The sequence below is a fragment of the Qipengyuania aurantiaca genome (assembly GCF_019711375.1).
Taxonomy (GTDB): domain Bacteria; phylum Pseudomonadota; class Alphaproteobacteria; order Sphingomonadales; family Sphingomonadaceae; genus Qipengyuania; species Qipengyuania aurantiaca.
The window spans coordinates 2400474-2413284 of sequence record NZ_CP081295.1; the positions used below are offsets into that span (position 1 = coordinate 2400474).

Annotated in this window: 12 protein-coding genes; 5 read left to right on the top strand and 7 right to left on the bottom strand. The window is 64.7% G+C overall.

The window, feature by feature from the left end:
- Nucleotides 1-78: 78 nt before the first annotated feature.
- Complete coding sequence (gene cpdR / locus K3148_RS11695; RefSeq protein WP_221424946.1) at nt 79-468, bottom strand: cell cycle two-component system response regulator CpdR; 390 nt, start codon at nt 466-468, stop codon at nt 79-81.
- Nucleotides 469-580: 112 nt separating this feature from the next.
- Between cpdR and K3148_RS11700 the strand changes: the two genes are divergently transcribed.
- Complete coding sequence (locus tag K3148_RS11700) at nt 581-1507, top strand: N-formylglutamate amidohydrolase (protein WP_221424947.1); 927 nt, start codon at nt 581-583, stop codon at nt 1505-1507.
- Nucleotides 1508-1736: 229 nt separating this feature from the next.
- Here the strand turns inward: K3148_RS11700 and K3148_RS11705 are convergent, their stop codons facing one another.
- Both K3148_RS11705 and K3148_RS11710 read right to left on the bottom strand, forming a co-directional pair.
- Nucleotides 1737-2513, bottom strand: a complete 777-nt coding sequence (locus K3148_RS11705; protein WP_221424948.1) for a SapC family protein — start codon at nt 2511-2513, stop codon at nt 1737-1739.
- 85 nt (nt 2514-2598) lie between these two features.
- Complete coding sequence (locus K3148_RS11710) at nt 2599-4047, bottom strand: FAD-binding oxidoreductase (RefSeq protein WP_221424949.1); 1449 nt, start codon at nt 4045-4047, stop codon at nt 2599-2601.
- A gap of 157 nt (nt 4048-4204) precedes the next feature.
- Between K3148_RS11710 and K3148_RS11715 the strand changes: the two genes are divergently transcribed.
- From K3148_RS11715 to K3148_RS11725, 3 genes are all read left to right on the top strand, one after another.
- On the top strand, nt 4205-4792 hold the full coding sequence (locus tag K3148_RS11715; RefSeq protein ID WP_221424950.1) for a hypothetical protein: 588 nt from the start codon (nt 4205-4207) through the stop codon (nt 4790-4792).
- Between the two features lie 121 nt (nt 4793-4913).
- Nucleotides 4914-6293, top strand: a complete 1380-nt coding sequence (locus K3148_RS11720) for a DEAD/DEAH box helicase (RefSeq protein WP_221424951.1) — start codon at nt 4914-4916, stop codon at nt 6291-6293.
- A gap of 29 nt (nt 6294-6322) precedes the next feature.
- Nucleotides 6323-7159: a sterol desaturase family protein gene (locus tag K3148_RS11725; RefSeq protein ID WP_247711570.1), complete on the top strand. Its 837-nt coding sequence runs from the start codon at nt 6323-6325 to the stop codon at nt 7157-7159.
- Here the strand turns inward: K3148_RS11725 and K3148_RS11730 are convergent.
- Nucleotides 7156-9468, bottom strand: a complete 2313-nt coding sequence (locus K3148_RS11730) for an ATP-dependent helicase (protein WP_221424952.1) — start codon at nt 9466-9468, stop codon at nt 7156-7158. The genes K3148_RS11725 and K3148_RS11730 overlap by 4 nt on opposite strands.
- A 117-nt stretch (nt 9469-9585) precedes the next feature.
- Between K3148_RS11730 and K3148_RS11735 the strand changes: the two genes are divergently transcribed.
- Complete coding sequence (locus K3148_RS11735) at nt 9586-10224, top strand: hypothetical protein (protein ID WP_221424953.1); 639 nt, start codon at nt 9586-9588, stop codon at nt 10222-10224.
- 87 nt (nt 10225-10311) lie between these two features.
- Here the strand turns inward: K3148_RS11735 and rsmD are convergent, their stop codons facing one another.
- Genes rsmD through K3148_RS11750 form a run of 3 tightly spaced genes read right to left on the bottom strand, consistent with a single transcriptional unit; the run spans nt 10312 to nt 12803 of the window.
- A complete protein-coding gene (gene rsmD, locus K3148_RS11740) occupies nt 10312-10857 on the bottom strand; it encodes a 16S rRNA (guanine(966)-N(2))-methyltransferase RsmD (RefSeq protein WP_221424954.1) in 546 nt (181 codons plus the stop codon).
- Entirely contained in the window at nt 10854-11621 is a 768-nt protein-coding gene (locus K3148_RS11745; protein ID WP_221424955.1) for a pseudouridine synthase, read from the bottom strand. Before K3148_RS11745 ends, rsmD begins: the two co-directional genes overlap by 4 nt.
- Nucleotides 11622-11639: 18 nt before the next feature.
- A complete protein-coding gene (locus tag K3148_RS11750) occupies nt 11640-12803 on the bottom strand; it encodes an aromatic ring-hydroxylating oxygenase subunit alpha (protein ID WP_221424956.1) in 1164 nt (387 codons plus the stop codon).
- Nucleotides 12804-12811: the final 8 nt, after the last annotated feature.

Consider the following 12811-nt stretch of genomic DNA (forward strand, 5'->3'; position numbering starts at 1 on the left):
CGAACACACAAGTCCATTTGGTATTCGGCGATTCCTATCAAGATATCGGCTGTAGTCGAGGCGATTAGCCTTACGAATTCACAGCTGCGCGCTGACCTTTTCTTCCAGCACGCGCTCGACTTCCATCACCAGATCGCGCAGGTGGAAGGGCTTGGAAAGCACTTTGGCGTGCGGCTGTTCGCGGCTTGCCTTCAGGGTCACGGCAGCGAAGCCGGTGATGAACATAACCTTGGTGACCGGGCTGATCTCATTGCAGCGCTGCGCCAGCTCGATGCCGTCCATTTCGGGCATGACGATATCCGACAGCAGCAGGTCGTAATGGTCGTTCTCGAGCAGGGGGATGGCTTCGGTCCCGCGATCGACCGCATCGACGCTGTATCCGGCCTGATCGAGCGCGCGCTCCAGATAGGTGCGCATGGCCTCGTCGTCTTCGGCCAGCAGGATTCGTTTGTGGTGCAGCTCACTCATGCGGTCCTCCATAGCCCAAATCGCTTAACAAATCTTCCGTTCCATCGAAGATTGTCTCTTATTGAGACCGCAGGGCTTTGACTTAGCTTTCGCAGCGCGACACACTTGGCCGATGGAGCCCGGACAGGACAGCCAAAACAGCAGCGATTCTCCCTTCGGGCAGCCGATTGCCTTCACGCTGACGCCGCCCGACGACGCTTCGCTTCCGGTCCTTATCGCCGCCCCGCACGGTGGCCGCGCCTATCCCCCCGAAGTCATGGAGAATTTCCGGGCGCCGGAAGCGCGCCTGCGGCTCGAGGATCGCTATGTCGACGTGCTGGCGCAGGAAGTGGCGCGCCTGACCGGAGCCGCTTTGCTGACGGCGCATACGCCGCGTGCGGTCATCGATCTCAACCGCGCGCCTGACGATGTCGACTGGTCGATGATCCGCGGCGCGAAGCAGGGGCCGAGGCGTCACTCGCTCGCCAACCGCAGGGCGCGCAGCGGGCTGGGCCTCGTCCCGCGCAGGCTGAGCGGGCTTGGCGAACTGTGGAGGCACCCGATCACGCAAGCCGAACTCGATGCGCGGATCGAGCGTGTCCACCGTCCCTATCACCAGGCTCTGGGTGACGCGCTGGAACGCGTGCGCGATCGTTGGGGCGCTGCGCTGCTGCTCGATTTGCATTCCATGCCGCCGCTGCGCCGCCGCCACGAAGGGGAGGCCGTGGCCGAGTTCGTCCTTGGCGATCGGTTCGGATCGAGCTGCGACGGACGCCTGGCGGCCGCGGCGCTGGCGCATCTTGGGGACGAGGGGAGGGTGGTTGCGCACAACCGTCCCTATTCCGGCGGCTACGTGCTGGACCGGCACGCAGCCCCGCGGCGTTCGATCCATGCCATGCAAATCGAGGTGTGCCGCTCTGTCTATCTCGACGGCCGGCTGGCGGAGCCGGGAGTGCGGCTGCCCGCCATTGCCCGCTTGCTCGCCCGCATGGTCCAGCGGCTTTCGCGCGAGCTGGCCGACATGGGCACGCCCGGCGATATGCTGCAGGCGGCCGAATAGGCGATAAAAAACCACCCCGTGCGTGTCGCACGAGGTGGCCAAGGTTCAGGGAGGAGATGCACCTATGTGCATCGTGCCGGCAGGCCATGAGGGGAGCGCCGCCGGCTCAACTGAAATGGGTATTCGCCCAATCGCTTTCAAGCATAGAAAAAGTGGCGGAACCGGTCGGATCGACGCGGTTCCGCCACTGTTTGCCGGTTGGCTTCTCCTATCCGGGGAAGGCGCCCTGTCAGGCTGCTGCGTTGGCCTTCGGCGCGGTGCCCTGCTGGACCTGGCGCGCGAAGATGACGCGCATCAGTTCGAGCGAGAAGATGTGTGCATTCACGAGCATCATCAGGCCGCTCTTGTTCCAGGCTTCGACCTTGTCTGCGGGAAGCTCCTGCAGCTTCTTCTGGTCGACCATCTTGAAGCCGCGATAAACGAAGGGCTTTTCTTCGCCTTCGCGCTGGATGGCAACTTCGCCGTCCATGAGGAGATCGGCATCCTTGAGTTCGGTCAGGAAGGCCTGCGTACGCTGGGCCGACTGTTCGAAGTGCTGGCAGAATTCGAGGACGCGCTTGGTCGTGTCGGTCGTGTTGCCTTCGTCGTCGAACATACGCTCGCCTTCATCGAACTCGCCGATCGCTTCGCTGGTCGGGTCGAACATCAGCGACAGGTCGGTTGCGTCGGGCCTCATCTTGGCGAGCATGAAGGGATAGCGGCGGATGTAGGCGGGGAGGTAGACCTGCTCGGTGACCTTGCCGTCTTCGCCGACGAAGGTGTTCACGCCTTCGTTGAGGCCCATGAGCGCCAGCGGAAGCGGGTTTTCCCCGCTCGAGAAAACGATCGGGAAATCGCGCTGCGCCTGGACGAACTCGTCCACCGTCAGGGGAATCGCGTGCGCCTTCGCAAGCCAGGGAGCCGATTCAATGCTGCGGCTGCGGAAATTCTTGTGATCCCGGCTGTTCAGCGGCATCAGATCGTTGAAGAAGAGGGGCAGTTGAGGCTGCTGCGGCGCGCTCGCCATGAGATGTCTCCGAAAGTCTTTTCTTGAATTGAAGGATTAGGCGAAGGCTACCCGGGCGGGCATCACGCGCCAGAAGCTGCGCCCCTTACGGAATAGCGGGGTCTTGCGCAAGCGGGACGAGCTTCCCGGGGTTGAGCAATCCACGAGGATCGAGCGCGTGCTTGATCGCCCGCATCAGGGCGAGCGCCGAAGGATCGCCCAGCCGGCCCAGCTCGTCGCGTTTGATCTGGCCGATCCCGTGTTCGGCGCTGATCGAACCGCCCCATTCGGTCACGAGATCGTATACGAAGGCGCTGATCGCCTTGCCCTCGCTGTTTTCCCATAGGCCGCGTGTCGCGCCGGAGGGCGCAAGGACATGGAAATGGACATTGCCGTCACCAAGGTGGCCGAAAGCGATGGCCCGCGTGCCGGGAAAGCGCTCCTCCACTTGTGGGGAGGCCGCTTCCACGAAATCGGCCATTCGCGCGACGGGCACGGAGATGTCGTGCTGCATGGCGGGGCCGATGGCACGCTCGGCCGGCGCAATGGAATCGCGCAACTGCCAGAAGGCTTCGGCCTGGGTCTCGCTGGCGGCGATGACCGCGTCTTCGAGCAGGCCCTCCTCCATCGCGCTGGCGAGCAGGTCTTCGCACAGGGCGCCAAGTTGCGCGGCCTCGGATGGTGATGCGACGAGTTCGATCAGGGCGTTCCAAGCGTGCGGCTCGGCCAGCGGCGCGCGCGCGTCGGGCAAATGGTCGAGAACCGCGGCGAGGCTGTGGGCCGGAACGACCTCGAAGCCTTCGAGCGCATCGCCAGCCGTCGCCTCACAATGAAGCAACAATTTGCGGGCCTGCTGGAGCGAGGTAACGCCCACCCACACGACACGCCGCTCGGCAATTTCGGGGACCAGAGCGAGAGTACCGGCGGTGACGATGCCCAGCGTGCCCTCAGACCCGATGAGAAGCTGTTTCAGGTCGAAACCGCGGTTGTCCTTCTTGAGCGGAATCAAGGTGTCAAGCACGCTGCCGTCCGCCATCACGGCCTCTAGGCCGAGGACCTGCGCGCGCATGGTCCCGTGGCGCAGCACCTGCGTGCCGCCTGCGTTGGTCGATATAAGGCCGCCCACCGTCGCCGATCCCTTGCCGCCGAGCGTTAGCGGGAACCGCAGGCGATGCTCCTGCGCCGCATCGTGCAGGTTCTGCAGCACGAGACCCGCCTCGCAGGTGATCTGGCGCGCGGCGGGGTCGAAATCCCGGATCGCATCCATGCGCCGGAGCGAGAGAAGGATGGCCTCGCCCGACCCATCGGGCGTTGCGCCGCCCGACATGCCGCTGTTCCCGCCCTGGGGGACAATGGGAACACCGTGCCTCGCGCACAGCTTCACCAGTTCGGCGGTCTCCTGCGTGCTGGCGGGAGAGCACAGGGCGAGCGCCTTGCCGGTAAAGCGGCCGCGCCAGTCGGTCAGCCAGGGCTCCAGCAGGTCCGGATCGCGGGTGAAGCCGCGCGGGCCGAGAAGGGCGCTGGCGTCGGACAGGAAGGTTTCTTGATCGGTCATCGCGGCGCCCATGCCACACACAGGCGCAATCAGGCTAGCTCTTGCCAAGGCGCTTCAATCAATTAAGCCGATATTCAAACGTCGGGGGGCATAGCGGCATCTTCTGATCCGCCGGCACTCCAATCGCACGGCCAAGAGGAGCGAGACCGCACTCGTAATGCCCAGCCTGCCCGCCCTGCTTGCGCCGCTTGCGCTGCTGTTTCCTCTAGGCATGGTCGGCGCGCCGGGCCCCGAGGCGGGCGAACTCAAGCCGGTTGCGCAGCAGGCGAAGGAGGGCGACAAGCGTATTACGCCGCTTCCCCTTTCGGATAGCGCGCCGGGCTGGTCCCCGCTTTTCGATGGGATTGCGCCGCAGCCGAACGAACAGGTCCGCATCGAGCGTCGCGTGATCCTGCGTATCTCGCCTGCGCCCGCGAACGCCCGGCAGAACCTTACCGCCGACGCGCCCCGCTCGCAGCCACGCACCCGGATTGTCGAGCGTGCGGCGGGCAAATGCCTTGACAGCGCCGACATCGGCGGGGTGACCGACCGCGGCAACCACTTGCTCATTTTCCTGCGCGACCGGCGCACCATCGCCGCGCGGCTGGAAAAGGGCTGTTCGCCGCGCGATTTCTACCGCGGTTTCTATGTGGAGCGCAGCGAGGACGGCAAGCTGTGCGTCAAGCGCGACCGCATCATGAGCCGGGCGGGGGCCAAGTGCCAGGTCGAACGCTTCACCGAACTGGTGGTCGAAAACGTGGACTGACAGCGCTTCGGAAGCGCTTTCCCTTGACTTTATGGCCCGGATTGGCGAAGGGCACGCTCGCTAAAGGCCGCGACATTGCGGCCTTTTTCGTATTTCCAAATCAGGGGCGTTTGACCACCGCATGAGTTTCGCCGATCTCGGCCTATCCGAAGACCTTCTGAAAGCCGTCGAAGAGGCCGGCTATACCGAGCCGACTCCGATCCAGGCGCAGGCCATCCCGCCGATCCTGATGATGAAGGACATCATCGGAATCGCCCAGACGGGTACCGGCAAGACCGCCAGTTTCGTGCTACCCATGATCGACGTGATGGCTTCCGGCCGTCGCCGTGCGCTCATGCCGCGCAGCCTCATCCTCGAACCGACGCGCGAACTCGCGGCACAGGTCGCGGAGAATTTCGAGAAGTACGGCAAGAACCACGATCTCAAGATGGCGCTGCTCATCGGCGGCGTGCAGATGGGTGACCAGGTGAAGGCGCTGAACGAGGGCGTCGACGTCCTTATCGCAACGCCGGGCCGCCTCATGGATCTGTTCGAGCGCGGCAAGATACTCCTCAACGGCTGCGAACTGCTCGTCATCGACGAGGCCGACCGTATGCTCGACATGGGCTTTATCCCCGATATCGAGTTCATCTGCGACAAGCTGCCCGAGAACCGGCAGACCATGCTATTCTCGGCCACCATGCCGCCGCCGATCGAAAAGCTCGCGAAGAAATTCATGAGCAATCCCAAGCGCATCGAAACGGCGCGCGCGGCGACGACGAACAAGGACATCACCGCGTTCAAGATCCCGGTGGAAACGCGCAAGAAACGCGAGACGCTGCGCTGGCTCCTGAACCACGACCATGTCGAGACCGCGATCATCTTCGCCAACCGCAAGACCACGGTGCGCGAGCTCAACAAGAGCCTGCAGCGCCATGGCTTCGCCAGCAGCGAAATCCACGGCGACATGGATCAGGCCAGCCGGATCAAGGAGCTCGACCGCTTCAAAAAGGGCGAGGTGAATATCCTCGTTGCCTCTGACGTTGCGGCGCGCGGGCTCGACATCAAGGGCGTGAGCCACGTCTTCAATTTCGACACGCCATGGCACCCGGACGATTACGTCCACCGTATCGGCCGCACGGGCCGCGCCGGGGCCAAGGGCCGTGCTTTCACCTTCGTTTCGAAGGAAGACGCCGAGGCAATCCAGAATGTCGAGAAGCTGACCAAGAACGAAATCTCCGTCTTCGGAAAGAAGGACGTGCGGGTCGATCTGGTCGAGCCTTCGAAGAAGGACGAGGCCGAGGAACGCCCCGCCAAGCCGAAGCGCGCCGAGCGTGAGGATCGCTCGGAGCGCAAGGAGCGCGAAGACAAGCCGAAGCGCGCACGGGACAAGGCCGCGGACGAGTCGCGCGCCGAAAAGCCTAAGCGCTCGCGCCGCCGGGACGAGCGTGACGACGAGCCGACCAAGCCGGGCGAATGGAACGGGCCGGTCCCGACCTTCCTCGAGGTTTCGGCGACCTGACTTAACGCTTTCCTTACCATGTCGCGCGCATGATGCGCGGTATGGAAATCTTCGCCAAACCGGCCCTGTCCACCTTTCTCCTGCTGGCGATGACCGGTCTGGTCTTCGGCCTGCTGGCGCTTGCCACCAAGCGGCGGGCAATCGGGGCGGCCGTGGCGCGGACACGCGGGGAATTCGTCACCAATCTCGGCCTCAGCGGGATCAACATGGTGCTGCTTGCGCCGCTGTTCGTATTTCCCGACGGAGCGCTGCGCGATGCCATCGGCGCACCAACTGCGTCCGTGGGAATGTGGGACCATGTTCCCGATGCGCTGGCACTCGTTGCCGCCATCCTGATCTTCGATTTCGTCGTCTACTGGCGCCACCGGCTCGAACACACGCGCCTGCTGTGGCCGATCCACGCCACGCATCACGCCGACACCGCGCTTCACTGGCTGTCGATCCTGCGCAAGCATCCGCTGAGCAAGCTTTTGAGCACCTGCGTGGACATCGCTCTGCTGCTGCTCTTGGGCGTGCCCGAATGGGCGGTGGGGGCTGCCGGTATCATCCGCGGCTGGTGGGGCTTTTTCATTCATGCCGACGTGCCCTGGACGCTCGGGCCGCTCGGCCATGTGCTGATTTCGCCGGCCGCGCACCGCCTCCACCACATCCGTGATGAGACGCTGATGGGCAGCAACTACGGCAACACCGTCACCCTGTGGGACAAGCTTTTCGGCACCTATGTCGACCCAACGCCGCATCTCAATTGCGAGACCGGCATTGCCGAAGGCACGCGGGGGCTGGGCGGGGAACTGCTGCGACCGTTCGAGAGGCGCTATTGGCGCAGGCCCGCTAAGGAAGCGGTGGAGGGCGAAGTCACCGCCTAATCGGCGGCAAGCTTCACGAAGCTGTCGAGCACCCGCTTGGTGCCGGCCTTCTCGAATTCGATTTCCAGCTTGTTGCCTTCCTGATCGGTGACGAAACCGTAGCCGAACTTGTCGTGGAAGACGCGCGCGCCGATGGCGATGTCGGTGCGCGGCTTGGCGGCGAAGCTGGCGGCGCTCTTGCCGGTCTCGGCGATCCGCTTGGGGCTGGTGTCGTAGCCGCTCGACAGGGCGCGCTGCCAGCCGGGACCGCGCGCGGTGCTGCGGTCGGGCCGCGCGGTCGAGACATGGGCGAAGGGGTCTTCATTCTCGCTCCAGTTCGCTCGCCAGAGGGAGGCGCCGCCACTCATCGTGGTCTCGCTCTCGATATGCTCGTCGGGCAGTTCCTCGATGAAGCGGCTCGGGATCGAGCTGGTCCACTGGCCGTAGATGCGCCGGTTCGCGGCATGATAGATCGTGCAGCGACGCTTGGCGCGGGTGATCGCGACGTAGGCTAGGCGACGTTCTTCCTCGAGGCTGGCAAGCCCGCCTTCGTCGATCGCGCGCTGGCTCGGGAAGACGCCTTCCTCCCAGCCGGGCAGGAAGACATGGTTGAATTCCAGTCCCTTGGCCGCGTGCATGGTCATGATGGTGACCTTCTCGCCATCGTCGGCGCGGTCGTTGTCCATCACGAGGCTGACATGCTCGAGGAAGTCGGTCAGCGTCTCGTATTCCTCCATCGCGCGGGCGAGTTCGGTGAGGTTTTCGAGGCGGCCCGCGCTTTCGGCGCTGCGGTCCTTATTGAGCATGTCCTCATAACCGCTTTCGACCAGCACGATGCGCAGCAGTTCGGATGGCGTGACCTGTTCGGCCAGCTCGCGCCAATGGACGATTTGGGTGAGCAGGCCGCCCAGCGTGTTGCGCGCGCGGGCGGGAAGCTCGTCGCTGTCGGCAAGGTCGAGCGAGGCGGCCGCGAGCGGCATCTGTGTACGGCGCGCATGGCGACGCATGGCCTCCAGCGTCTTTGCGCCAAGCCCGCGCTTGGGCTGATTGTAGATGCGCTCGAAGGCAAGATCGTCGGCTGGCTGCGCGATGGTGCGCAGATAGGCGAGAGCGTCGCGGATTTCGGCGCGCTCGTAGAAGCGGAAGCCGCCCACGATGCGGTAGTTGAGGCCGATCTGGATGAAGCGGTCTTCGAATTCGCGGGTCTGGTATTGCGCGCGCACGAGAATGGCGACCTCGTCGAGCGGCGCGCCTTCGCTTTCCAGCCGTTCGATCGCTTCGCCGACCCGCCGCGCTTCTTCGGGCGCGTCCCATACGCCGACCACGCGGACCTTTTCGCCCGGCGGAAGCTCGGTCCACAGCGTCTTGCCGAGCCGTTCGCTGTTGGCGTTGATGAGGCCCGAGGCGGCCGCGAGAATCTGGGGTGTGGAGCGGTAGTTCTGCTCCAGCTTGATCACCGCCGCACCCGGAAAATCCTTTTCGAACTTGAGGATATTGGCGACTTCTGCCCCGCGCCATGAATAGATCGACTGGTCGTCATCCCCCACCACGCAGATGTTCTTGCGGGTCTGGGCGAGCAGGCGCAGCCACAGGTACTGGACCTGGTTGGTGTCCTGGTATTCGTCGACGAGGATGTATTTGAAGCGCTGCTGGTACTGCGCCAGCACGTCGTGATGCTGGCGGAAGATGTTCAGCATATGCAGCAGCAGGTCGCCGAAATCGCAGGCGTTCAGCGCCTTCAGCCGGTCCTGGTAGAGCGTGTAGAACTGCGCGCCCTTGCCGTTGGCATAGGCTTCGTTCTCCACCGCATCGAGGTCGCCGGGGTTGAGGCCGCGGTTCTTCCAGCGGTCGATTAGCCCGGCCAGCTGGCGCGCGGGCCAGCGCTTCTCGTCGAGGTCGTTTTCCTGGATCAGCTGCTTGAGCAAACGAAGCTGATCGTCCGTGTCGATGATCGTGTAATTGCTCTGCAATCCGACCAGCTCGGCATGGCGGCGCAGCATCCGCGCGCCGATCGAGTGAAAGGTGCCGAGCCAGGGCATGCCTTCGACCGCATCCCCGATATGCCGCCCGACGCGCTCACGCATCTCGCGCGCGGCCTTGTTGGTGAAGGTGACGCACAGGATCTCGCTCGGCCAGGCGCGGCGGGTTGCGATGAGATGGGCAAGGCGTGCGGTGAGCGCGGCAGTCTTGCCCGTGCCGGCACCGGCCAGCATCAGCACCGGCCCTTCCGTCGTCAGCACCGCCTCGCGCTGGGGCGCGTTGAGCGGCGCCGCATAGGGCGGAATTGCGCCGTCTTCGGCGGAATTTGTAGGGGCAGGGAGGTCGGACATGGTCATGGAACAGCTAGGGAACGCGGGGGCGCAGCACAACCCCTATACCGACCCTTTCGGAACTATCGCCTTGATCTATGAGTAATATTGGCAATGACACTCCTAGGAGGAACACGAATGAAGAACCTTATTCTTGCCGGCGCAGCCGCTCTTGCCTTTACCGCCGTGCCTGCCGCCGCAGACCACCACATGGAAGGCGAAGTCACCACATACCAGCTCGGTGAAGACCAGGTGGTGATCTACGAAGGCTGGCCCGAAGACCGCCGCGTGATTTACGATGCTTGGCCCTATGGCGTGCAGGAGTATTACTGGACGCTCGAGCCGGCGCAGACCGAAGGCTGGTGGGTCCTGACCGATCCGCAGCGCGTGCGCATCTACGAAATGACGCCCGACCAGCGCGCCATGGCCTGGCAGCAGATCAACGCCCAGATGAGCGGCGACAACAACGCCAGCACGACCGGCACGACGGCGCGCACCACGGCCGCTACCACGACCTCGGCCTCGCCGCGTTTCGTGCGCAGCGAAGTGACGCAGACCACGCCGGCTGGCTACACCGCCGCAGCTTCGGGCGATGACCTGCCCGTCTGCACGCCGAACCAGCAGGATGGCTGCATCAACAGCTGGGAAAAGAACAAGACCGGCAATCGTCCGCTGGAATATTGGCCCGGTCGCCCGGCCAGCGAGATCGACGGTCCGCTGCCCGCGACCCAGGCTGAATACGACAGCATGAATAGCGACGACGACGACGATAACTAATCGGAACGTCCAGCCCCGCTGGCTTTGCTAGCGGCGACGCTTGGAGGGGGCGGTTCTACCATGGTGGAGCCGCCCCTTTTCGTGCGCTCAGTCTTTCAGGCGCAGCAGCGTGAGCTTGGCCTTGCCGACCTTGCGTTCGGCCTCGATCGCCAGCGCCTTGACCGCGATATCCTCGTCCTTACGGGTTTCCAGCGCGATCCAGCTCGCCGGGCCGAACCAGCCGAGCCGCGCCATGCGATCGAGCGCGACCTGTCCTGCGCCGGTGTCGTAGGGCGGGTCGAGGAGGATAAGGTCGTGCGGCGCCTTGGCCGGGGCGAGGCCCATCACCGAAGCCTGCTGCACCTGCGTCCGCACACGGCAATCGAGCGCGTCGATATTGGCGCGGATGGCCTTTACCGCATCGGGCTCCTGTTCGACGAAGAGGCAATGCGAGGCCCCGCGGGACAGGGCTTCCAGCCCCAGCGCGCCCGATCCTGCGAAGAGGTCCAGCACCGAGAGGCCCTCGAAACTTCCCAGGCGGCTGGCGAGCATGTTGAACAGCGTCTCGCGCGTGCGGTCGGCGGTCGGACGCGTGCCTTCGCCCTTGGGAGCGACCAGTTTACGACCGCGCCAGTCGCCTGCGATAATCCTCACTGGCGGCCACCCCGGCCGAGTTCGCGCTTGAACGCCTGCACGTCGCCGCGCTTGAGTTCGACCGCCTGACCGCGCGGCAAATCGCCGAGGTGGAAGGGGCCGTAACCGATGCGCAGCAGGCGGTTCACTTCCAGCCCGAGATGCTCGAGCACGCGGCGCACTTCGCGGTTCTTGCCTTCGCGCAGGGTCATCTCGATCCAGCGGTTGCGCCCCGAACCGCGTTCGAGGTTGGCCTCGATTTGGCCATAGCGAATGCCGTCGATCTCGATGCCTTCGATGAGGCTGTCGAGCTGGTCCTGCGTGATGTCTCCGAAGGCGCGTGCGCGGTAGGTGCGCGGCACGCCGGTGGAGGGCAGTTCCATCGCGCGCTTCATCTCGCCATCGTTGGTGAGCAGCAGCAGGCCCTCGGTGTTGAAGTCGAGACGCCCCACCGGCATCACGCGCCCAGCATCCTTGGGCAGGGCGTTGCGCAGGGCGGCGTAGATGGTCGGGCGGCCCTTGGGGTCGCGCTCTGCCGTCAGCAGGCCGGAGGGCTTATGGAAGGCGAATAACCGCGTCTCTTCCGCTTCGCCGACGGGCTTTCCGTCCACGGTCACGCCGCGAAGGCTTTCGAGCTTCACCGCGGGCGTGTCGAGCACCTTGCCATGGAGCGACACGCGCCCGGCTTCAATCATACGCTCGATCTCGCGGCGGCTGGCCACACCGGCGCGCGCAAGCAGCTTGGCGATACGGTCGCCGGCTTCGGGGAGTCTGTTGTCGGACATGGATGCGCGGTTAGGCGCTCAGTTGGCGGCGCGCAAGGCTTCCTCGACCGTCTCGTGATAGCGGCGGATGCCGCCTTCCATCGTGCCCAGCGTCAGGTGCGGCACCGCACCGGTCGCCAGACCCTGCTGGCCCAGTTCTGCGGCGCGGAAGTCCTCGCTGGCGAATACACCGCCGTCGAGCAGCGCCCAGCTGCGCTCCCAGTGATCGCGCGCCTTGTCGGTGCTGGGATGCTCGGGAATCAGCATGAAGTCCTCGACCAGCGTGCGGTCGTGCGCCTGCGGCATCATCACCATGAGGTTGATGTAGTCGGGGCTGGGGATGACCAGCGCCCCCGGCATTAACTGGTAGGCAAAGGTGATGACCTTGCGCATCTGCGCCATGTCGGTGAGGTCGACGCCTTCGAGTTCCTCCAGCCGCCCGACCGCGCTGCGCGAGTGCGGGCCGATCATGTCGCCGCTGGTTACGCCGTCCTTGAAGAAAGGGCCGATCGTCTGCGCATGGAGGCGCGTCACATGGTAGCTTTCGAGGAAGGCATCCATGATGAGCTTCCAGTTCCCCGCCACCTCGTGCGTCTTGCGGCGGAAAAGGACATGGTCGGCCACGCCGAGCGCATCGAAATCCTCGCCCAGCTTTTCAGCCAGGGAGAAGTCGGCGGTGCCCTCGCGCGGGGAGAACCAGATCATCCCGCCCGCTTCTTTCGACGGCAGCTCGACCAATCCCATTTCTCCCTTGTCGAGATCGGGGAAGGTGTCGGGACGGGGCAGAGCGAGGAGGCGCCCGTCCACCGAATAGGTCCAGGCGTGATAGGGGCAGACCAGCTTTTTCGTGCAGGCGACCTCGTTGCCTTCGACCAGCCGCGTGCCGCGATGGCGGCAGACGTTGAGGAAGACATGGACCACGCCTCCCGCATCGCGCGTGATCAGGAGTGGGCGCCCGGTCGGATCGTGCGGCACGGCCATGCCCGCTTCGGGAAGAAGGGCGCTGGGGCAGAGGATTTGCGGCAGCCGATCGTAGATCGCCGCCTTTTCGCGGACCCAGTAATCGGGATCGGTATAGACGTGTGCGGGCACGGTGGACTGCTTGAGCCCTTCGTGCTTCTTCTCCTCGGCGATATCGCGCGCCAGCCTCAGCATGCCGTCCGTGGGCCGCCGTCCGTCGAGCAATGAAGTCGGAACTCCCATCGCGCCTG

What these genes read in the sequence shown, in the direction of transcription:
- cpdR (WP_221424946.1), bottom strand. Translation starts at nt 468, where the DNA reads ATGAGTGAGCTGCACCACAAACGAATCCTGCTGGCCGAAGACGACGAG.
- K3148_RS11700 (WP_221424947.1), top strand. Translation starts at nt 581, where the DNA reads ATGGAGCCCGGACAGGACAGCCAAAACAGCAGCGATTCTCCCTTCGGG.
- K3148_RS11705 (WP_221424948.1), bottom strand. Translation starts at nt 2,513, where the DNA reads ATGGCGAGCGCGCCGCAGCAGCCTCAACTGCCCCTCTTCTTCAACGAT.
- K3148_RS11710 (WP_221424949.1), bottom strand. Translation starts at nt 4,047, where the DNA reads ATGACCGATCAAGAAACCTTCCTGTCCGACGCCAGCGCCCTTCTCGGC.
- K3148_RS11715 (WP_221424950.1), top strand. Translation starts at nt 4,205, where the DNA reads ATGCCCAGCCTGCCCGCCCTGCTTGCGCCGCTTGCGCTGCTGTTTCCT.
- K3148_RS11720 (WP_221424951.1), top strand. Translation starts at nt 4,914, where the DNA reads ATGAGTTTCGCCGATCTCGGCCTATCCGAAGACCTTCTGAAAGCCGTC.
- K3148_RS11725 (WP_247711570.1), top strand. Translation starts at nt 6,323, where the DNA reads ATGATGCGCGGTATGGAAATCTTCGCCAAACCGGCCCTGTCCACCTTT.
- K3148_RS11730 (WP_221424952.1), bottom strand. Translation starts at nt 9,468, where the DNA reads ATGTCCGACCTCCCTGCCCCTACAAATTCCGCCGAAGACGGCGCAATT.
- K3148_RS11735 (WP_221424953.1), top strand. Translation starts at nt 9,586, where the DNA reads ATGAAGAACCTTATTCTTGCCGGCGCAGCCGCTCTTGCCTTTACCGCC.
- K3148_RS11745 (WP_221424955.1), bottom strand. Translation starts at nt 11,621, where the DNA reads ATGTCCGACAACAGACTCCCCGAAGCCGGCGACCGTATCGCCAAGCTG.
- K3148_RS11750 (WP_221424956.1), bottom strand. Translation starts at nt 12,803, where the DNA reads ATGGGAGTTCCGACTTCATTGCTCGACGGACGGCGGCCCACGGACGGC.